The organism is Halorussus ruber (genome assembly GCF_004765785.1).
Taxonomy (GTDB): Archaea; Halobacteriota; Halobacteria; order Halobacteriales; family Haladaptataceae; genus Halorussus; species Halorussus ruber.
The window spans coordinates 17,693-38,049 of record NZ_SBIT01000009.1; the positions used below are offsets into that span (position 1 = coordinate 17,693).

20 protein-coding genes are annotated in these 20,357 nt (G+C 65.5%); 7 read left to right on the forward strand and 13 right to left on the reverse strand.

Annotation, left to right across the window (positions count from 1 at the left end):
* Positions 1-101: 101 nt before the first annotated feature.
* Complete coding sequence (locus EPL01_RS14785) at positions 102-1,598, reverse strand: globin-coupled sensor protein (RefSeq protein WP_135826057.1); 1,497 nt, start codon at positions 1,596-1,598, stop codon at positions 102-104.
* A 143-nt stretch (positions 1,599-1,741) separates the two neighbouring features.
* On the opposite strand from EPL01_RS14785, the gene sugE reads away from it, so the two are divergent.
* On the forward strand, positions 1,742-2,065 hold the full coding sequence (sugE, locus tag EPL01_RS14790; RefSeq protein WP_135826058.1) for a quaternary ammonium compound efflux SMR transporter SugE: 324 nt from the start codon (positions 1,742-1,744) through the stop codon (positions 2,063-2,065).
* 300 nt (positions 2,066-2,365) lie between these two features.
* Here the strand turns inward: sugE and EPL01_RS14795 are convergent, their stop codons facing one another.
* The 5 genes from EPL01_RS14795 to EPL01_RS14815 all read right to left on the reverse strand — a co-directional run bounded on the left by EPL01_RS14795 (position 2,366) and on the right by EPL01_RS14815 (position 8,002).
* Positions 2,366-3,187 carry a phosphatase PAP2 family protein gene (locus EPL01_RS14795; protein WP_135826059.1) on the reverse strand — a complete coding sequence of 274 codons (822 nt, stop codon included), beginning with the start codon at positions 3,185-3,187 and terminating at the stop codon, positions 2,366-2,368.
* Between the two features lie 199 nt (positions 3,188-3,386).
* A complete protein-coding gene (locus EPL01_RS14800) occupies positions 3,387-4,109 on the reverse strand; it encodes an RNA methyltransferase (RefSeq protein ID WP_135826060.1) in 723 nt (240 codons plus the stop codon).
* A complete protein-coding gene (locus EPL01_RS14805; RefSeq protein ID WP_135826061.1) occupies positions 4,106-4,726 on the reverse strand; it encodes a DUF8114 family protein in 621 nt (206 codons plus the stop codon). The genes EPL01_RS14800 and EPL01_RS14805 overlap by 4 nt, the downstream gene beginning before the upstream one ends.
* Positions 4,727-5,160: 434 nt before the next feature.
* Positions 5,161-5,475: a hypothetical protein gene (locus tag EPL01_RS14810; RefSeq protein ID WP_135826062.1), complete on the reverse strand. Its 315-nt coding sequence runs from the start codon at positions 5,473-5,475 to the stop codon at positions 5,161-5,163.
* 379 nt (positions 5,476-5,854) lie between these two features.
* Complete coding sequence (locus tag EPL01_RS14815; RefSeq protein ID WP_210424161.1) at positions 5,855-8,002, reverse strand: DEAD/DEAH box helicase; 2,148 nt, start codon at positions 8,000-8,002, stop codon at positions 5,855-5,857.
* Between the two features lie 94 nt (positions 8,003-8,096).
* On the opposite strand from EPL01_RS14815, the gene folP reads away from it, so the two are divergent.
* Positions 8,097-9,281, forward strand: coding sequence for a dihydropteroate synthase (gene folP, locus EPL01_RS14820; RefSeq protein WP_135826063.1), 1,185 nt, complete (start codon positions 8,097-8,099; stop codon positions 9,279-9,281).
* A 105-nt stretch (positions 9,282-9,386) separates the two neighbouring features.
* Positions 9,387-10,115, forward strand: coding sequence for a 6-hydroxymethylpterin diphosphokinase MptE-like protein (locus EPL01_RS14825; protein ID WP_135826064.1), 729 nt, complete (start codon positions 9,387-9,389; stop codon positions 10,113-10,115).
* A gap of 8 nt (positions 10,116-10,123) precedes the next feature.
* Here the strand turns inward: EPL01_RS14825 and EPL01_RS14830 are convergent, their stop codons facing one another.
* The 4 genes from EPL01_RS14830 to EPL01_RS14845 form a co-directional block, all read right to left on the reverse strand.
* Positions 10,124-11,095 (reverse strand): quinone oxidoreductase family protein, encoded by a 972-nt coding sequence (locus EPL01_RS14830; protein ID WP_135826065.1) that lies wholly within the window; start codon positions 11,093-11,095, stop codon positions 10,124-10,126.
* A 69-nt stretch (positions 11,096-11,164) separates the two neighbouring features.
* Positions 11,165-11,740 carry a metal-dependent hydrolase gene (locus EPL01_RS14835; protein WP_135826066.1) on the reverse strand — a complete coding sequence of 192 codons (576 nt, stop codon included), beginning with the start codon at positions 11,738-11,740 and terminating at the stop codon, positions 11,165-11,167.
* Positions 11,741-12,143: 403 nt separating this feature from the next.
* A complete protein-coding gene (locus tag EPL01_RS14840) occupies positions 12,144-12,629 on the reverse strand; it encodes a VOC family protein (RefSeq protein ID WP_135826067.1) in 486 nt (161 codons plus the stop codon).
* Positions 12,630-13,158: 529 nt separating this feature from the next.
* Positions 13,159-14,181, reverse strand: a complete 1,023-nt coding sequence (locus EPL01_RS14845) for a TIGR04024 family LLM class F420-dependent oxidoreductase (RefSeq protein ID WP_135826068.1) — start codon at positions 14,179-14,181, stop codon at positions 13,159-13,161.
* Positions 14,182-14,307: 126 nt separating this feature from the next.
* On the opposite strand from EPL01_RS14845, the gene EPL01_RS14850 reads away from it, so the two are divergent.
* On the forward strand, positions 14,308-14,943 hold the full coding sequence (locus EPL01_RS14850) for a S26 family signal peptidase (protein WP_135826069.1): 636 nt from the start codon (positions 14,308-14,310) through the stop codon (positions 14,941-14,943).
* 20 nt (positions 14,944-14,963) lie between these two features.
* Here EPL01_RS14850 and EPL01_RS14855 read toward each other — a convergent pair whose 3' ends face one another.
* Complete coding sequence (locus tag EPL01_RS14855) at positions 14,964-15,770, reverse strand: SDR family NAD(P)-dependent oxidoreductase (RefSeq protein WP_246045711.1); 807 nt, start codon at positions 15,768-15,770, stop codon at positions 14,964-14,966.
* A 214-nt stretch (positions 15,771-15,984) separates the two neighbouring features.
* Here EPL01_RS14855 and EPL01_RS14860 point away from each other — a divergent pair, with 214 nt between their 5' ends.
* Positions 15,985-17,091 carry a putative sulfate/molybdate transporter gene (locus EPL01_RS14860; RefSeq protein ID WP_135826070.1) on the forward strand — a complete coding sequence of 369 codons (1,107 nt, stop codon included), beginning with the start codon at positions 15,985-15,987 and terminating at the stop codon, positions 17,089-17,091.
* Positions 17,092-17,152: 61 nt separating this feature from the next.
* Here the strand turns inward: EPL01_RS14860 and EPL01_RS14865 are convergent, their stop codons facing one another.
* Complete coding sequence (locus EPL01_RS14865) at positions 17,153-18,139, reverse strand: DMT family transporter (RefSeq protein ID WP_135826071.1); 987 nt, start codon at positions 18,137-18,139, stop codon at positions 17,153-17,155.
* Positions 18,140-18,366: 227 nt separating this feature from the next.
* On the opposite strand from EPL01_RS14865, the gene EPL01_RS14870 reads away from it, so the two are divergent.
* A complete protein-coding gene (locus EPL01_RS14870; RefSeq protein WP_135826072.1) occupies positions 18,367-18,852 on the forward strand; it encodes an Lrp/AsnC family transcriptional regulator in 486 nt (161 codons plus the stop codon).
* Between the two features lie 15 nt (positions 18,853-18,867).
* Here EPL01_RS14870 and thyX read toward each other — a convergent pair whose 3' ends face one another.
* A complete protein-coding gene (gene thyX, locus EPL01_RS14875; protein WP_135826314.1) occupies positions 18,868-19,611 on the reverse strand; it encodes an FAD-dependent thymidylate synthase in 744 nt (247 codons plus the stop codon).
* 138 nt (positions 19,612-19,749) lie between these two features.
* Here thyX and EPL01_RS14880 point away from each other — a divergent pair, with 138 nt between their 5' ends.
* On the forward strand, positions 19,750-20,328 hold the full coding sequence (locus tag EPL01_RS14880) for an MBL fold metallo-hydrolase (protein WP_135826073.1): 579 nt from the start codon (positions 19,750-19,752) through the stop codon (positions 20,326-20,328).
* The last annotated feature ends 29 nt before the right edge of the window (positions 20,329-20,357 follow it).

Here is a 20,357-nt window from a genome sequence, read left to right on the forward strand (position 1 = left end):
TTGGTTCACCGAGCGCACCCTCGGCGGTTGTCACACCGAGCGCGACCCGCAGACCGCGGCCTGCGGCCCGCGAAATCGGTCAGAAAATCGAATCCGGCGCGTCAGGCCGTCTCGTCGTGCAGTCGCGCGACCGAGTCCTCGATGTTCTCGATGCGCTCGGCTTGCTCCTCGGTGGCCGCCGCGACGTCGGCCACCTCGTCGGCGATGTCTCCGGCGTGGTGCGAGACCTCATCGACCATCGCCGAGACCTGCTCGGCGGCGACCGCCTGCTCGTCGGTGGCCTCCGCGACCTCGCCGATGCCGTGGACGGTCTCCTCGACCGCTTCCACGATGTCCTGCAGGGTCTCCAGCGAGTCCTCGACGTTCTCGACGCCCGACTGGATGCGGCGCTCGGTCCGGTCTAAGCTCTCGACCGTGTCGTCGGTCTTGGACTGAATCTCGCTGACCATGCCCTCGATTTCGCTGGCCTGCTCCTTGGACTGCTCGGCGAGGCTCTTGACCTCTTCCGCGACGACCGCGAAGCCGTCTCCCGCCTCGCCCGCGCGGGCCGCCTCGATGGAGGCGTTGAGCGCCAGCAGGTTGGTCTGCTCGGCGATGTCGTCGATGACGTCCACCACCTCGTCTATCTCGGCGACGGTCTCCTGCAGGTCGGCCATGTCGCCGGTCACGTCGGCGCGCGCGTCGTCGATGTCCTCCATCGCGGTCATGGCGTCGCTGGCGGCGGCCTGACCCTCGGTGGCGAGTTTCTTGGCCTCGCGGCTGGTCTGCTCGACCTGCTCCGCGCTGGCCGCGATTTCCTCGACCGTCGCGCTCATGTTCTCGGTCTCCTCGGCGATGTCGTCCACGTCGCTGGCCTGCTCGCGGATCACGTCGTGAATCTCGTCGGCGCTGTGGGCCACGTCCTCGGCGGAGTCCGAGAGGTCCACCAGCGAGGCCTCCACGTCCTCCGAGATAGCCTCCTGAAGGTCCTTGAGCTGGTCGTTGGTCTCGCGTATCTGCTCGTTGTACGACTGCATGTAGGTGTCACACACCATCTGCATGTCGAGGTTCACGATGCGGAACAGCGAGAGGATGTCCTCGATACCCTCGGTGAACTCCTCGCGGACGACCTCCGCGGCCTCGTCGTCCACGCGCTCGGCGGTGCGCTCTACCACCCGGTCGCCGATTTCCGGGACGAGGAAATTGAAGTAGAGGGCGTACGCGCCGAGGTAGTGCTTCAGCGGCATATCCAGCATATCGTGAATCTTGCCGATACGAGCGCGGTCGGCGAAGTACTCGCGGTCGTACTCGCCGTCGGCCAGCGAGAGGAGATACTCGGCTTGGGTCTGCTTGAGTTGGTCGATGGTCCGCGTCGAACGGTCGAGGACCTCGGTGGTCTCGTCGTAACTCGTCAGGTGGTCGTAGAACTGCTCGACCGCGTCGTCGGCCACCGCCTCGAACAGGTCGGACTGCTCGGAGAGTCGCTCGGCGTCGTCGCCGTCGAAACCGGTGAAATCCTTGCGCCAACTGACTTCCGCGTCGTCGATATCTAAATCTTCGAGTAACGCATCGCCGTCTATCCGCTCTGCTAATCGGCCATCCGGGCCCGCAGTTTCCATGTTCCCGTGGGCGGACTCCCGTTACTTAATGATTCTTAAAATTATCGACTACGAAAACGGAGAAGGAGATATATTTGCCGATATCGTGCCCTGGGACAGCGAAAGCGCAAGACATAGCCGCGCGAATCGCCTACTCGGACCAGATGTCGTGGTACGTCCTGATACTCGCCGGGTTGTTCGAGGTCGGGTGGGCAATCGGTCTCGAATACTCCGACGGACTCACGAAACCGATACCCACCGCGGGGACCGTCGTCGCGCTCGTCGTCAGCATGGGCCTGCTGGCCATCGCACTCGAGGACCTGCCGGTCGGCACGGCCTACGCAGTCTGGACCGGCATCGGCGCGGTCGGCACCGCGACGCTCGGTATCTTTCTCTTCGACGAACCGGCCTCGCTGACCCGCGTCGCCTTCATCGGCGTCATCGTCGTGGGTATCGTCGGCCTGCACGTGGCCTCGGGCGGACACTGAGGCGGAGACGAAGCCAAAGGTGATTTTCTGACGAAGCGTGCGCTACTTTATTTTCTCTGCGTCGGCGCGCGAGCGGGCGCGTAGTTCTGCGCGCCCGCCGCGCGAGGGACGACTGAGCGACTGTAAGGAGCGAGGGAGGAGGTTGGGGAGGCGTGAGGCCCGCGGTAGCGGTGCGGCAGACTCCTGTGTTCAAGCCTGTAGCTAGCTCTACTGAACTCCCCGAGTTTCCGACTCGTCCCGTAAGTCCCGGCGAACGAGCCACAAAATCTCAGCAAGGAACTGCGAACACCACTCGTCCTCTCAGGGCCACGCGTACCGCCGAACGCCCGACAGGAACTCGCGGGAAATCACCGACCAGCGTGGGTCGCTGACGCGCTGTGAGAGCCGGTAGGCCACGTAGACCAGCAGGATGGCGAACGCGGCGTCGGTCACCCAGTGGACCCCGAGATAGAGCGTCGAGAAGACGATGGCGACCGCGAGAATTGTCGCGGTGTAGGCGTACCGGGCGTCGGCCTTCTGGGCGTAGAGGGCCGCCAGCACCGACAGGCCGGTGTGGAGGCTCGGGAAGGCCTTGACCAGCGTGTCCGTGCTGTAGATGCCGTGCTGGATTGCGGGCGTGAGTTCGTACATCAGGGGCTCGACCGTCGAGAGGTACAGCGACGACACCTTCACCGGGAACAGGAGGAAAAAGGGCACCGCGCAGACGACGACGATGATGTACGCCAGCGCGTAGCGGTGGGCCTCCTCCTCGTCGTGGGCCTTCAGCTTGAAATACGTGAACAGCACGACGAACGGGAACCCGACGAGGTAGACGCCGGTCGCCAGCACCGTCAGCGGCGTGACTACGAAAGCCTGAAACACCGCGACGGTCGCGCCCTCGACGGCGTAGATGGCGTCGGTGAACGTCCGGGCGACGTGGAAGTTGAGCGCGAGTTTGTTCACGATTTCGGTGACGACCCACGCGACGCCGAGGTACTTCCAGTCGGTCCGGAGGAAGTCCGCCAGCAAGGTCCGGAACCGCTGGTCGGGGAGGAAGAGTCGCTTGCCCACGAGCATGGCCGCGATGCTCGGGACCGCGACGAGGAGGGTGAACTGCGTGCCGAGCGGGAGGGAGGCAAACATACTCGTAGGTAGCTACGCGGCAATTCGATAAAAGATTTGACTATCTGTGCTCGCCCCGCTCGCGCGTCGAACCGACTGGGTCGTAGTCGCCCGTCGAGACGACTGCGTAGTGGTCTCTGGCACGGTAGACGCTCCGGTGACGTGTTCTTTAAAACGTATCTCCGGCGACGGGGAAAAGCCGTTCGGGCGAACGTGTCCCTCACTCGTCGTCGGCGTGGTACATCGCCCGCCGGAGGACCCCGCGCAGGGTCCGAATCTCCCGACCGGTCGGGTGGGCGCGACCGAGGAGTCGCCGGGCGAGGCGGACGGTCTTGGCGCGCTTCTCCTCGGGGTGGTCGATGGCGTCGAGAAACCGGCCGAAGTGGTCGTAGAAGCCCTCGATTTCGGCCTCGTCGGCGCGCTCGCGCTCCACGTCGGGGAGTTGGGTCTCCTCGAGCGTCAACTCTCGGAGTTCGTAGAGCGTGACGGTCGCGGCCTGCCCAAGATTCAGCGACGAGTACTCGGCGCTGGCGGGAATCGAACAGACCTCGTCCACGCGGGCCATCTCGTCGTTGGTCAGGCCGTTGTCCTCGCGGCCGAAGACGAGGCAGGTGTCGGCCGCCACGTCGCGGAGGCTGTCGGCCAACTCGTCCACCGTCTCGAAGGGGAACCGGCGGTGCTTGCGGGCGTCCTCGTTGGTCGTCGCGGTCAGGCCGACGGTGTGGTAGTTCTCCACGAGGTGGTCGAAGGTGACCTCGTCGTAGTTCGGCAGTACGTCCTCGCGGGCCTGCCCGGCGAAGCCGTAGGCCTCGCTGTCGCGGCCGAACTCAGGCGGATCGACGAGTTTCAGGTCGTGCATTCCGAAGTTCTTCATCGCTCGCGCGATGGTCCCGATGTTGCCGGGCGTCTTCGGTTCCACGACGGCGACTGCGGGCGGGGTCATGAGGAGGGGTAGTCCTGATCCAAGTCGAGGTCGTCGTCCAACTCCTCGCCGGGTTCGAGGGGTTCGCTGTCGTCTTCTTCGGCGTCCTCGGTGCTTTCGCCGTCTTCGCCCTCGAAGTCCATGTCGCGGAGGTTGATGCGCTCCTGTTCCTCCTCGGGAATCTCGACGTTCAGCGCCTCTTGGTCCGGCTCCGGCGGCTCGGGAATGTCGTCGGGGTCGGTCTCGACGTGTTCGATTCCCTCGTAGTGGTCGGGCGCGCGCCCGCCGTCGAGGAACCACTCGTGGAACTCGTCCTGCAATCGGTCCTCCCCCTTGAACTGACTGCCCCCGGCCTCGCCGAACCAGTAGAGGAAGTCGTTCTCGTGTTCCCGACAGAGGACGACCTCCGAGAGGGGTTCGCCGTAGACGACTTCCGCGACGTTGCACTCCGGCAGGTTCTCGTCGCCGTGAATCAGCCAGCAGGCGTCGCAGGGCGACCCGACGAGCGCCTGTAGCCTGACCAGTCGCTTGCGGGTGTCGTCCGGCATCTGGTCCACCGGCCGGAAGTTGTCGTCCTCGGTGAAGACCTCGTCCTCGTCGAAGCGCCAGCCGCGTAGCCCGATGTTCACTTTGCCCATTTGCTCGGAGAGTTGGCACTCGGTGGTGAAAAAGAGCGCGTTCTCCTCGCGTCCGTGATTTTCTGTTCGGGCACGCTGGTTCGGTTTCTTTGCTCCGGCATGCGCTGATTCGGCTTTTCCACTCCGGCGCGCGCTGGCGTGGCGTCTTGTCGCCACGCCATCGTCGCGCGAGGGACGAGTAGCGCAGGGAGGAGCGACCGAAGGGAGCGACGACTGAGCAACGCAGGAGGTTGGGGAGGACGAGGTGCGGTTGCGGTGCTGTGCGGTAACTCATAGGAGTCGGAAGTAGCTAGCTTCTCCGAACAGAAGTCAAGGACGTGACGACTGCTTTTCTCGGAAACGATAGGAAGGCCGAAGAAGCTCACTCCAGTCTCGCATTTATAATATGCATGGGGGTTTTATCGTCTTAGACCACTTCCTATCCGTAATTTACTCTATTTGTTCACGACTTCTGAGTCCCCACGGTGAAGTGACTCTACAATATGGATAATGTCCAGTTCTGACTCTGTTGGTTCTTCATTTCCTTTTCTGACTCCTCGGATTGTTACAGAAGCAGGAAGACCTGCGAACGCTTCTGGAAGATGAGGATCACCTTTAGGGATTTCAGTCTCACTACTGTCGATTACATTAATAGTTTGAGGGGTCTTATGGACGAAATTCGCAGTAAGTCGGCCACCGTCTTGAACTTTTATTCCTGTACCACTTGACAGGATTTTCTCCCAGTCGTAGTCTTGATAATTATACTCCATATAGAGTCCTTTCGTTGTCTACTTTTATTTCTTATCATGTTATTGAGTTATAGTACTCACTCGACTTTTGACCGCCGCAGAGAACAAAAAGACAGGAAAGCCGGGGAAGCTAGCTTCAGGCTTGAACACAGGAGCCTACCGCACCGCGACCGCACAGCGCCGTCAGAGCGAAGCTCTGACGAACCGTGACTCGCTTCGCTCGTCACGACACCGCACCTCGTCCTCCCCAACCTCCTCGCTCACTCCCTGCGGTCGTTCGCTCGTCCCTCGCGCGACGACGGCGCGAGATGAACTCGCGCCAGCGCGCGCCGAGACAAATGTTTGGGAGTCTTTAGAAAATAGAAACAATTCTTAAACAACGAATAACCTATCTCGAACCCTAGTCAGCGAACTGGTCGATGGTCGTCGCGGTCGTGTCGTCCTCCATCTCGCGTTCGAGGTCGTCGGGGTGGGGCGCGGGGAAGGTCACGACCGGGTCAGGTCCCGACACCTGCTCGCGGAGCGTCTCGATTTCCTCGAAGATGGCCGCGTCTCGGCCCGTGCCGGTGATGGTACACCACGCCTCGGTTCGGGTGACGCCGACGAACACCTCGTTTCTGCGCTGGATGAGGTCCTGCCGTCGAGCGTCGTCCTCGACGTGTTCGACGCCGATGACGTAGACCATCGCGGCCTGATTCCCCTTCGCGCGGTTGATTCGGGAGACGGTGACCGAATCCTCCTCGGCGAACACGTCGCGGTCGCCGTCCCAGACGAGGTTGGCGTCCACGCCGCGGGAGTCGAGTGCCGCGGCGAGATCTTCGCCCGTGCGTCGGGACGCTCTGACTTCGCCGAGCGTGACGACCAGCACGTCCTCGGGCGCGAGGCCGCCCTCGGACACGTCCTCGGCGATGCGGTCGGCGACGTACTCGACCTCCTCGCGCTTCCGGCCGAACCGCTGGAAGCGCACGAACGGGCTGGCGTCCGCCTCGTCGTGAAGCGGGTGCGGGGAGTGTTCGGCGGGCCGAGTCAGTTCGATCGGCTCGCCGTGCTTCCGGAAGTCGCCGCTCAGCACCTCGTAGCCGATGTCCTCCCAGCCCTCTTGGTTGGTTATCGCCTGCACCGCGCCCTCCTCGCGGCGGAGGCCCATCCCGAGGGTGTGGGCCAGCATCAGCACCGAGCGCGGGGTCCGGTAGGCCTTGCGCATAATCTGGCTCTTCTGGATACCGCCCTCGTAACTCCCGCTCAGGTCCACCATCGGGTCGCCCGCCGCGTCGGTGCCGAATATCTCCTCGGCGGTCGGTACCGTGAGCGTCTGGAGGTTTTGGGCCTCGTCGTAGGCCCAGACGAGGCGCTTCGGTGGCTCGAGCGCCGCGTAGCAGAGCTTGTAGAAGCCGGGATTGAAGTCTTGGGCCTCGTCTATCAGAATCGCGTCGTAGGACTCCTGTATCCGGCCCTCCTCGAGCGCCTGCTCGCAACAGCGGTCGAACAGGTCGCCGTCCTCGTCGCCGAACTCCCGCTTGGCTTGCCCGTAGCTCAGCGGCCGGACGCCCGACTCCTTGGCGATTTTGTAGTAGAGACCGTGCTTGGTCCGCCCGCCCCACCCGTGGAGAATCTCCAGTTTGTCCCAGTCGGGTTCGGGGTCGTCGGGCGAGAAGAACGCGTAGTAGCGCTCGACGTTCTCCGTCACCGTCTCGTAGAGGCTCTGGGTCTGGAAGGTGAGCGCGATTCGCCAGTCGGGGTGCTTGGCGTGCATCTGGGCGGCCTTTTTCGCCATCAGGAGCGTCTTGCCCGACCCCGCGATGCCCCGGATTCGCTGTGGCCCGTTCGGAATCTGGAGGCCGATCTCCTCCTGCTTCTCGTCGAGCCTGTTCAGTCCCTTCTCGACCGTCTCGTAGAGGCCGCCCTTGGTCGTCTCGTCCGCGAGTTCCGGCCCTCGGTCGCCGCTTATGGGCTGGCCGCCGCTGAGGACCGCGCGAGCGGTCTCGTACTCCGAATCCGACAGCGGTTCGGCGTGGGGGAGCGTCTCGATTCGCTCGCGGAGCGCGACCGGCGAGAGGTCGTCGGCCAGCAGGACCGGCGGCGCGTTCGGCCCCTCGTGGAACCCCCGCGCCTCCCACTCCTCGCGGGTGATGTTGGGCAGCGCGACGAGCGAGTTCGCGGCGACCACGCAGTTTCGACGCCGGTCGCAGAGGTCCGACTCCTTCATGAAGTGTTGCAGAACGCGAGTGCTGTGGTCGAACGCCTGCGAGTGGGGCGCGGAACTCGACTGAGAGGTGTTTCGCAGTATCCACTTCTCGCCCTCGATACGCTGGACGTGGTCGATCTGATACCCCTTGCACTCGATAACGACGAGACCGACCGATTGCAGAAACAGCAGGAAGTCGGCCTCTCGGTCGAAGTCTCCCGCGGTCCGGTCCACGATAGGATAGCGACGGTAGCCGACCCCGGTGTCCTCGGGGCCGAACGCGGCCTTGAGACGCTCCCAGACCTCGCGCTCGGCGGCCGCCCCCGAGTGGTTCGAGATCCGCTCGGACGAAATAAATCGCATACTGAATGAGGGCGGGGAGGATAGTTTAAATATTTATATTTATCGGGCCGTTCGAATAGTCCGCTTTTTAACCCTCCCGCGCCGCCTACCCGATATGCAGAACGTCACCGCCGGGGGCTTGGGAATCGGCGACGACTACCCGCCCAGAATCATGGGCGTGCTGAACGTCAGCGAGGAGTCGCCCTACGACCCGAGCGTCTACGACGACCCCGGCGAGGCCGCCGAGTACGTCGATTCACAGCTCATCGCCGAGGGCGCGGACATCGTGGACGTGGGGTTGGAATCCGCGAACAAGCGCTTCGAGGTCCTCTCGGCCGAGGAGGAACTCGACCGCCTCGACACCGCGGTCGAGGCCATCGAGAGCGTCTCCGGCGACGCCGTCTTCTCCATCGAGACCAGATACGCCGAGGTCGCCGACGAGGCGCTCTCGCGGGGCTTCGACATGGTCAACGACATCTGCGGGTTCGCCGACCCCAGGATGCCCGACGTGTGCCGCGACCACGACGCCGCCGTGGTCAAGATGGCGAGTCCGCCGGACCTCGAACGCCCCGGCGCAATCGAGAAGCCGGACGACATCTACGACGCGCTCGAACGCGAGGGGCTGACCGACAAGACCATCGTGGACCCCGCGTTCGGCGGATGGTCCGAGGCCAAGACCCTCGAAGACGACCGCGAGACCTTCCGACGCCTGCGGGAGTTCCGCGGCCTCGGATGCCCCATCCTCGTCTCCATCAACCGGAAGAACTTCCTCCGGAAGCTCGCCGACCGAAGCACCGAGGAGGCCCTGCCCGTCTCGCTGGCCGCGACCTCGATGGCGGTCGAGCGCGGCGCGCACGTCGTCCGGACTCACGACGTGGCCGAAACCGCCGACGCCGCGAAAATCGGCGCGGCGTTCGCCCGCGACCGGGTTCGAGCGGAGTTCGGCGGACGCGGTGGCGACGACGGCATCGCGGTCGAGGAGCTAGACGTGACCAACGCCCGCGAGGCGGCCCGGCACCTCGACCGCCTCGGGGCCGACCCCGAGCGCGCCGACGAGGTCACGACCCGCGTCTTCGAGTTGTCCGGACTCGAAGCGAGCGAGCGCGACCTCCTCGAATCCGCCGCCGGTTCGACCGGAGCGGTCGTCGCCTCGGGTCCTGCGGGCACTCTCCTCGGCGGGTCGCCCGCCGCGCTGTCCCGCCTGCGCTCCCGCGTCGAAGAGAACCGCGGCGCAGACAACCACGGGACCGCCGAGCGCCTCGACGCGGCCCTCGATTCGGTCCGCGATACGAACGAGTAAGAGAAAACTTATGCCGGGAGAGAAGCAAATCACGCTTGGGAAGCCGGAAGGGCGCTCGCGGGTAGGGGTACTTGCTTGCGCACTTCCGGCTCGAACGGTTCTGACATGAACTACGAAACGTGGAGACCCGTCTACGAGCAGATTCTGGCGGACTTCGGCTTCGACCGCGAGAGCGACGAGCGCGCCCGGGACGAGTTGGCCGACCTGACTCGCTGCTCGGGCTCGACCGCCGAGTTCGACCTGCGCCGCCTCGACGTGTCCGGCGAGGTCGTCGCCATCGCGGGCGCTGGCCCCTCGCTGACGGACCCCGACCACTCCGAGCGCCCGGGTCAACTCGACCGAGCGCGCGAGGCCGACGCCGTCTTCGCCGCCTCGACCGCCGCCGACGCGCTCCGGGCCGAGGGCGTCGGCGTCGATTGCATGGTGACCGACTTGGACAAGAAACCCGAGACGGCCCGCGAACTCACCGAGGAGGGCACGCCGGTCGCGGCCCACGCGCACGGGGACAATAGTAATATGGTCCGCAAATGGATACCGCGCTTCGACGCCGAGAGCGTCCTGCCGACCACGCAGGCCCGGCCGGTCGCCCACGTCCGGAACTTCGGCGGGTTCACCGACGGCGACCGGGCGGCCTTCCTCGCGGACCACCTCGGCGCGGGGCGACTCGTCTTCGTCGGCTGGGACTTCGAGGACCCCGACGTGGACCCGATGAAGGCCCGGAAGTTGGCGTGGGCCGAGCGACTCCTCAGGTGGCTGGAAATCCGGCGCGGCGAGGAGTTCGGCGTGCTAGACGGTCGCAGGGACGGACTCGGCGTCGGCGAGTTTCCGGACTGAGTGGAGTCCTACGGTTCCAGCACGACTTTCCCGGTCGTCTCGCGGTTCTCGATGGCCTCGTGGGCCTCTGCGGCGTCTTCGAGGGGGAAGGTCTCGCCCACGACGACCTCCAACTCGCCCGCGACCAGCATCTCCTGTAGTTCGGGCACCGACGCGAGGATTCGCTGGGGGTCGCGCTGGAGCGCGTTGCCGAGGTGGAACCCGATTACCGACTTGTTCTCGAACAGGAGGCGGGTGGTATCGACTTCCCCGGGTTCGCCGCTGGCCGCGCCGTAGGCCACCACGCGCCCGAAGTGCGAGAGGGCGTCGAGGCTCCGGGCGAACGTCTCGCCGCCCACGCCGTCGAGGACCAAATCGACGCCCTCGCCGCCGGTTTCGTCCGCGATGACTTCGCGGAAGTCCTCCTGTTCGTAGTTGATGGGGTGGTCACAGCCGAGTCGCTCGGCGAGGGCCAACTTCTCGTCGGTGCTGGCGGTGCCGAAGACCTCGGCGTCGGCGGCCGCGGCGAGTTGGACCGCCGCGGTGCCGACCCCGCCCGCCGCGGCGTGGACGAGGACGCGCTCGCCCGCTTCCAGTTCGCCCCACTCGTGGAGGACCGCGTGGGCGGTCAGGAACTGGACCGGGAACCCGGCGGCCTCGGCGAACGACATCGACTCGGGCACCTCGAACAGCGAGTCGGCGTCGGCGACGGCGTACTCGGCGTAGGCGTTCTGGCCCGTCATGGCGACGACGCGCTGGCCCTCCTCGCGCTCGACGCCCTCGCCCACCGCGTCGATGGTGCCCGCGGCCTCCATGCCGGGCACGTAGGCCGGTTCCGGGCCGCCGACGTAGTGGCCCCGGCGTTGCATGATGTCCGCGAAGTTGACGCCCGCGGCCTCGACCTCGATTCGGACCTCGCCCGGACCGGGGTCGGGCATCTCGGCGTCCGTGACTTCCAGTACACTGCTGTCGCCGAACTCGGTGGCCTCGACTCTCTGCATGGAGTCGCCTTCGGGCCGAACGCGGATAAACTCTCACCCCGTGGTCAGTTCTTCCGGTTCGGGGCGTGGTCAGTTCTTCCGGTTCGGCGTCCACGGTTCCGTCAGCTCTGCGGGCAGGCAGCCGCAGATGCGGAGGAGATGGACGGTGAGACCGACTTGCACCGCGATGCCCGCGCCCAACAGTCCGTAGTTCCACGCCGGGTCGCCGGGGTACATCAGCCCGAGCGCGACCGCCCGCTCGGAGACGGGCCAGAACGGTTCGGCGGGGTTGTCCGCGACGGGAATCATCAGCACGTCCGCGAGGAGGTGGCTGGCGAGTCCGGCGAGCGTCCCACCGGCCCCGAGCGCGAACGCCGAGCGCGGCCGGAAGGCGGGCACGCTGTCGATTCGGCGCGCGAGCCAGCGGACGTTGACCGAGACGAACGCGAACGCGAGGCCGACGACGAGCGTCGCCGAGAGCGCGAACAGCACGGTGTGGGGGCCGCCGTGGTGGTGCGAGAAGGGAATCTTGCCGTCTACGTCCGGCAGGAGCGCGGTGGCGAGCGCCAGCGCCACGACCGGCAGGTATCGGCGCTTCCGGTCGAGCAGGACCGCGGCGGGCGCGACCAACAGCAGGGCCATGCCGACGTGGCCCAGCGGAAACATACGATTGGTACTGCCCAGAGCCAATTAAGCGCGATGGGCAACGTCGAGAATCGGTCGCTCGGTGAACCAGTCACCGCATCGCTCGGTTCGACAATCCAGGCCCCTGGCGGACTGAAAGGGCGAGCGGGGTTCGCGGTTGTCGTGAGCGAAGTGAACGACTGCTCGACGGACGCGGTTTGTCCGCCGGTGGCCGGAGGCCCGTGGTCGGCTCAGCGACCCCTATCCGAGGCGGGCGGTGTCTCGCTGAACGAAGTGAGGCGAGGCTCGGAAGACGTGGTTTGTCTTCCGGCGCGGAGAGCCGAGGATATGTCGCTGAGCGACCGCGAACCGCGCGAGGGCTTTCGAGGTCTCGTCGCTGACTCCGTAGTTCGTCAGAACAGTACCACGACACCACCGAGCGAAATCACGACTCGGACAGTCGCTTCCCGCCGATGTAGAGGCGCTCGGGGTCGGGTCGCTCGTCGGCGAACGACTCGCGGTACTCCATCAGTTGCCAGAGGACGCCGGTCGGGTTGCGCGGCGAGACGAACGCCTCGGACCACTCGTCGTAGTCGGTCCGGTCCACCACGCGAATCTCCTCGGCTTCGAGGGTTGCGATGGCGGCGTCCATGTCGGCGACTTCGAGCGTGACGTGGTGCATCCCCGGCCCGTTCTCGGCGAGGAAGTCCGTCAGGAAGGAGTCTTCGCCCTCGACGGGTTCGATGAGTTCGACGCGGGAGGCGTCCCCGAGGAGGTAGTAGGCCCACCGGAACGCGCCGGTCGGGTCCTCCTCGTGGACGAGTTTTTCGGCCCCGAGGAGGGTCAGCAGGGGTTCGGCCTCGTCCACGGAGTGGACGGCGACGCCGACGTGGTCCACGCGGATTTCGGGGGTTTCTGTCGAGTCCGTCATGAGTTTGCTGTGTGATTTCGGAGTAGATAGGTTTTGGGTGGGTTCTAGGGGTGGTTGGATTTTAGATAACTCTATATTTTCTTAAGCAATGTAATTATTTTCTAAGAGTGTTTATAGTAGTCTTTTGGGAATTAGGTGACGAGCGCGAACCGCAGAATCGTAGCCGTGAACGTTTCTTGAAGCCCCCGCCCGGTCGCGGTCGCTGGCCGACATATCTGCGCCTTCCCGCACCGCGCGGCCCAGATAGGGGTCGGCCAGACGACCACGGGCCTGACGGCCCGCGACCGGGCGGCCCCTTCATCCCACCCTGTCAGTTGATTCGCCGGGCGCTTTCAGTCGGCTGATTCACCGGGCGCGTTCTGTCGGGTGCTTCGCCCAGCGCGTCCCTGTCGAAAGTCCCACCGAGCGCATCCTCGTGGTCAGTCCCACCGAGCGCATCCTCGTGGTCGGTCCCACCGAGCGCACACCGGGCGGCGGCCCGCGGCCGCCGCCCGGCTGAAACCCCTCGCGGTCGAAACCGCCGGGAAAATTACTGGTCGGGGGCGAGCGCGTCGATGGTCGCCGCCAGTTCGTCCTGCTGTGCGCCGCGGGGGAACGAAACCGCCACGCGGTCCACGCCGTCGATTTCCTCGAACTTCTGGAGGTCCTCGCGGGCCTCCTCGGGGGTGCCGACCGCGCCGAGGTCCTTCAGGAGTTCGTCGTCGATGGCCGCGAGCGCGGCGTCTTGGTCGCCGCTTCCCCACGCGGTGGCGACCTCCTCGGCGGTCTCCTCGTAGCCCTGCCGGGAGAGCGCCTCCCGGTAGAAGGTCCCCATCGCGCCGACGTAGAACGCCAGATGCTGGCGGGCGAGGTCCCGGGCGCGCTCGCCGTCCTCGGAGACCGCGCAGGTCAGCGAGAGCGTGACCTGCACGTCGTCGGGATTGCGGTCGCCCAACTCGGCCCCGCGCCGGAGGTCCTCGAGGCGGTCCCGAACCCCGTCGGGCGTGAGCATCAGGGCGTGCCAGCCGTCGGCGAAGCGCCCGGCCAACTCGACCGACTTCGGTCCCATCCCGGCGGCGTCGATGGGGACGGTCTCCTCGGGCGGGTCACACCGCAGGCGGAAGCCGCCGACGGTGAAGATGTCGCCCGCGTAATTTACCGTCTCGCCGGACAGCACCTGCCGGACGATTTCGACGTACTCGCGGGTCCGACGCAGGGGTCGCTCGAAGCTCTGGCCGTGCCAGCCCTCGATGACGGCCGGGCCGGAGGGGCCGAGGCCGAGGCGCATCCGGCCACCTGAAAGCTCCTGCAGGGTCGCGGCGGTCTGGCCCATCAGCGCGGGAGACCGCGAGTAGACGTTGAGAATCGAGGGACCGATGCCGATTTCGTCGGTGCGCTCGGCGATGGCCGAGAGGACGGTCGGGGCGTCCCGACCCCACGTCTCGGGGAGCCACGCCCGGCGGTAACCCCGATTTTCTGCCTGCTGTGCGAGCGCGACGATGTCCGAGATGCTCGGTCGTGCGGCGACCGGTAGGTGGATGGTTCGGTCGGACTGGATGGTTTGGTCTGTCATGGCCGAGTTGACGCACGCCCGGACCATAGTTCCCTGCCAACTCTCGGGACGGGAAACGCGGTTTATCGAGCGCGGGGTTGGGAAACGACAGAAGATTGATTAGACCTCCGGCGGACCACCGAGTCGATGAGCGACGACACGTCCCCAGACGGATTGGCCGAGTGGCTGAGGTGGCTCCGGCGCACCGACCACGCGGCCATCGAGTTCCTCCGCGAGACGGCCAGCACCGCGCTCGTCGTCGGCCTCGTGGGTCTGGTCCTGTTCGGCGCGAGCGGCGTCTGGCCGCCGATGGTCGCGGTCGAGAGCCCGAGCATGGAACCCCACATGGAGCGGGGCGACCTCGTGTTCGTGATGGAGGAGCACCGCCTCGCGCCCGAGTTCGCCGCGGATTCGACCGGCATCGTCACCTATCGCATCGGAAAATCCGAGGGCTTCCGGAAGTCGGGCGGCTACGGCGACGTGATTATCTTCCAGCGAGACGGCAGGAATCGGACGACGCCCATCATCCACCGCGCGCGGTTCTGGGTCAACGACTCGGAGAACTGGTACGGCAAAGCGAACCCCGACTCCCTCCCCGGCGACAGTTGCGCCGAGATTTCGAATTGCCCGGCACCGAACGCCGGGTTCGTCACCAAGGGCGACAACAATCGGTACTACGACCAAGTGAACGGAATCAGTCGCCCGGTCCGGCCCTCGTGGATTCGCGGCACCGCCGAGGTAAAAGTTCCCTTCCTCGGCCACGTCAGACTCGCACTCCAGTAGTCTCGAACTCCCAACAGCCTCTACACGTCCGGCGACTCGAGCACGTCGGGCACGCCTCCGGCCGTAATCGTCTCGCCGACGACGAACGAGGAGGCGTCGCTGGCGAGGAATCGGGCCACGTCGGCGATTTCCTCGCTGGTTCCGACCCGGCGCTCGACCGCCTCGCGGTCCACCTCGTCGGCCGAGATGCCCATCTGGCTGGCGAGGCCCGGCGTGGCGACGAACCCCGGCGCGATGCAGTTGACTCGGACGCCATCCCCCGCCCACTCGTAGGCCAGCGACCGCGTCAGATTGACCACCGCGGCCTTGGCCGCGCCGTAGTGGCTCATGTAGGGCGACCCCTGCTGGCCCGCCACGCTGGCGACGTTGACGACGGTCCCGCCGCCCGATTTGAGATGCTCCTCGGCGGCCTGCGCGCAGTTGTAGGTGCCCCCGAGGTTGATATCGAGAATCTTCCGCCAGCCGTTGGGGCTGATGTCCTCGAAGTTGGCCATGAAGCTGGCTCCGGCGTTGTTGACCAGCGCGTCGAGGCCGCCGAACTCGGAGACGGTGGCCTCTACGAGCGCCTCGACTGCCTCGCGGTCGGTCACGTCGCACTCGACTGCGAGGGCGTCGCCGTCCCCGTCTGCGGTGGCTTCTCGGATGTTCTCGGCCACCGGCTCGACGTTTTCCTGCTCGCGCGAGCAGACCACGACGTTCGCGCCGTCCGCGGCGAACTCCTCGGCGATTGCGCGCCCGATGCCGGAACTCGCACCCGTGACGATTGCGGTCTGGCCCCCGACAGAGAAGCGGTCGATGTGGTCGGCGTGACTGGCGGAGTCGGTCACCGGGACGACCCCCGTCGGGTGGTAGCGTCTGTCATCGTACTCCGATACAGGACGATTCCAAATAAGGATGGGCTGAACCGCGGTAACTCCGCGATACCGTTTGGCAAGAATCGGCGAGACGAGTGGGTAACCGATACTAGTTACAAAACTCGAATATGTGCCCACAACGGGTTTCTCGATAAACTGAAGGCGGTTACACCCCTCGTTTCCGACGATGGAGTTCCCGGCCCGAAGCCTCTCGGAGCGAGCGCGGGCGCTCTCGACCGGCGACGTGACCGGCGCGGTCGGCGACTCGGTGACGGTCCTGCCGGTCGTGGTCGCGGTGTCGGCGCTGACCGAACTCCGACTTCCCGTCCTCCTGCTCTGGTTCGGCGCGTTTCAGGTGGTCTGGGGCCTGCGGTACGGCGCGCCGGTCTCGGTCGAGCCGATGAAGGCGCTCGCGGCGCTGGTCGTCGCGGGGTCGCTCACGGTCGGCGAACTCGCGGCCGCGGGGACGCTCGCGGGCGCAGTTCTGCTCGCGCTCGGTGCCGCGGGCGCGCTCGGGGCGCTCGCGGCCCGCATCGACGCCGCGGTGATTCGAGGAGTCCAGCTAGCGGTCGCGCTACTCCTCGGCAAAACGGGCCTCGAACTCGGTGCGGGCGCGCCGAAGGCGGCGCTCGCGGCCGCGGCGGTCGGCGGTGCGGTGGTCGCGCTGGGGTACCGCCGGGCGAGCGCGCTGGTCGTGCTGGCGTTCGGTACCGCGCTCGCGGTCGGCGAGACCGGTGCGCCGGGCGTGGCGGTCCCGGCGCTCCCGGCGTTCGGCGGGATTCGGAGCGCGTCGGCCTTCGCGCCGACCGCGGACGCGCTCTCGGCGACCGGGGCGCAGTTGGCGATGACGGTGGGCAACGCCGCGGTGGCGACCTCGCTGTTGCTCGGGGACCTGTTCGACGCCGAGGTCTCGCCCGACGAGTTGGCGACCAGCATGGGCGCGATGAACCTGCTGGCGGTGCCGCTCGGCGCGTTTCCGATGTGCCACGGGAGCGGCGGCGTCGCGGGCAAGCACGCCTTCGGCGCGGAGACCGCGGGCGCGAATCTGATTTTGGGCGGTCTCTACGCGGCCGCGGCGCTCGCCGCGGCCGAAGTCGTCGCGGCCTTCCCGATGGCGGTCCTCGGGGTGATTCTGGCGCTGGTCGCGGTCGAGTTGGGCCGGGCGAGCCTCGACACGGACGCGCTCGGCCTGACGGTTGGCGTGGGAGTGCTCGGCGTGGCGACCAACGTCGGCGTCGCGTTCGCGGTCGGTATCGCGGCCTCGGTGGCGATGGAGTGGGTCCGGAAAAGATGAGAGATACGACCACAAGAATACGTATCTAAGTATTAGAAAGACGCGCTAAAGACGACAGAAGTTAGTCGTCGGCGGGTCCGGCCGACCCCGACCACGCAGACTCCTCGGTCTCGGATTCGACCGACGACCGCACCGAGTCCGCGAATCCGCGAACCTGCCGCCAGTTCAGCACCGCGAACCCGGCGAAGATAGCGCCGAAGCCGACCAGCGTCGAGGAGGACACCAACTCGCCCAGCACGACCCAACTGGCGAGGGTCGCCACGACCGGTTCGAGGTAGCCCACCAGATTCAGGCGCGTCGGGCCGATGTCGTCGAGCAGGTAGAAGTACAGCAGGAAGGCCACCACGCCCGAGAGCAGGGTCAGGTACGCGAACGACGCCAGCGCAGTCGGGGTCAGCCGAATCGCCGAGAGCGACTCGCCCCGGGCCGCGCCCGCGACGAACAGCAGGGCCGACCCGCCGACCATCGCCCACCCCTCCAGCGCCGCGATGGGGAGTTCGGTCCGGAGCGGTCGAGTCAGGACCGCGCCGAGCGCGAAGCACCCCGCGCCGAGGAGGGCCAGACCGACGCCGAGGACGTTCGCCGAGAGCGCGTTCGCGGGGGTCAGGCCCGCCACGACGGCCACGCCAGCGACGCCGAAGGTGAAGCCGACGGCCTTCGCCAGCGTGAGGCGCTCGTCCAGCACGACCGCGGCGAACCCGGCGGTCAGGACCGGCGAGAGGCTGACCACGACCGCCGCAATCGCGCCCGAGACGTGCTGTTCGCCGAGATAGAGCAGGCCGTGGTAGCCCGCGATGACGAACGCGCCGACCATGGCCACAGAGAGGTACTCCTCGCGGGCGCGAGGTCGCCAGCGGTCGGCCGTCACCACGGCGTAGCCCAGAATGACCGCACCTGCGGTGGCGTACCGGACCCCCGCGAACACCAGCGGCGGGAAGTAGTGGAGACCGATTTCGATGGCGACGAACGACCCGCCCCAGAGCGTTGCAAGCAGTACGAACAATATGCCTGAGATTGGAATCTGATTTTGAATATCGCGCGAAAGCATGATTCTGTTACAACCATCGGATACTCGGCTACTTAAATCCTGCTACAAGGTATTGCAACGAGTTCGAAACAAAGTCGAATATCTGACTGAGAATCGAGATATACCATCGTAATCTTTTCAGAGTTCGTTTCGTAGTGGCAGAAAATTGAGTCCTCGACCGGGTTCCCGCGAGGCCGTGGCACCGAGGGACGCGACCTTAAGTAGCCGGGGGCGCAACGTGGAGGAAAATGGACGAGCGCGACGTGACCATCCTGAAGGCCATCGCGGACCTCGGGACCGGAAGCCCCGAGAAACTGAGCGAGGAGACCGACATCCCGGTCTCGACCATCCACTACCGACTCAACAACCTCCGCGAGGAGGGCGTCATCGAGAACGACCTCTACGACATCGACTTGGAGAAGGCGGGCCTCGGCGTGACCGTCCTCGTGGAGGTGCTGGCCGACTACAGCGACTCCTACGAGGAGTTCGGCGAGAAACTACTCGAAGTCGAGGGCGTCACGCAGGCGTACTTCGCCATGGGCGAGACCGACTTCATCGTGGTCGCCCGACTCCCCGACAGCGACGCGGTCGAGCGCCTCATCAGCGACTTCGAGACCATCGACGGCGTCGAGCGCACGAACTCGACGTTCGTCATCTCGACGCTCCGCGACACCGATAATCCGCTGGAGAGCTACAGTCTGGAGACGTTGGTCGAAGAACTGGCTGACGAGTAGGAGTGCGTTCGAAAGTTAGGGCGCGAGTCGGTTCTTCCGGTTCTTCATGTTCTCCTCGTAGTACTCGAAGGTGATGGGACACCACTCCTCCGCCAAATCCAACACTTGTTCAGTCATTTCTCGTATTTCCCACTGCGCGTCCGCCGCAGCACGCATATCTGCAACATGCATCAACATTCTCGGGTTCATCGACATGACCATGTTGACTTTCGTTCCGATGGGGAGAACGAACCGGGCGTCTTCCGGCGGAACACCGAGGTCGAGAAGTTCCTGATACGCTTCGACTGATTCGGTAATCGAGGACTCGAATACCTCTTTCCGCTTTTCGACGGTCTCTTCGTCAACTGACCCGCCCTTCTGGTTCCGTCCGATCCAGTCTGGGTCGTCAATCGACGGTGGCATCACTATCATTTCGCCGTCACCGACCTCCTCGGGGTCAATGTCGTCGAACGAGACGTAACGCATCGACTGAACGTCGAAACTGACATGTCTATGACGTGTTATCTGGGCCATGCACGACCGACTGATTCCCTTCACTGCGAAGACTGCTTGCGGGTGTTCGAAGGGACCGAAGTGGCCGTGACTGAGAAGATGGCCGATGAGTGTCTGCTGTTTTGTTTCGAGGTCGTCACCTTCGATTGACTCCATGATTTCTTCGAAGGTCTTCTCACCGACCCACTCGTTCATGTAGTCGTTGCGCGCCGCGGTGCAGATGGCCTCTTCCGGGTCCTCCGTCGCTTTGAGTAGTTTGATTTCCATGGTAGACTCTCGGTTATCGGCATATCCCACACGACTACCTTCGGTGTTTCGCCTTTTTTCTTTCCCGTAACTGTGTACTGATATCCCCGTCTGGCCGACAACGACACCCACAAACCCCTACCACTCCTATCCTCGCGCATGATTACCAACGTCGCCCGAGGAGTACAGGCCTTCACCAGCAACGCCTTCCTCGTGGAGGGCGAGCGAACCGTCCTCGTAGATACCGGGTCGAACTTCGACGCGGTCGAACGCATCCGCGACCGAGGAGCGGACCTCGACGCGGTCGTCCTCACCCACACCCACCCGGACCACGTCGGCAACCTCCAGTCGGTCAAGGAGGCCTTCGGCGTCGAGGCGTGGGGCTTCGACACCGACCAGCCGGGCGTGGATCACGCCATCGAGGACGGCGAGACGGTCCAACTCGGCGACGACTCGTACGTCGCGCTCCACACGCCGGGGCACAAGAACGACCACCTCTGCTTCTACTCGTCGGGCGCGAACGTCCTCTTCGCGGGCGACTTAATCTTCCAGAACGGGAGCTTCGGCCGGACCGACTTGGAGGAGGGCGACCGCGACCGACTCATCGAGAGCATCGACCGCGTGAAGGAGCGGACGGACGACCACCTCGCGGAGATGTACGTCGGCCACGGCCCGAGCGTCACGACGAACCCGTATCAGGACGTCGAACTGGCGGGGCGCGCGGCCCGGATGCGGTGACAGTCAGCTAACTTTATTTTCGCCGAGTT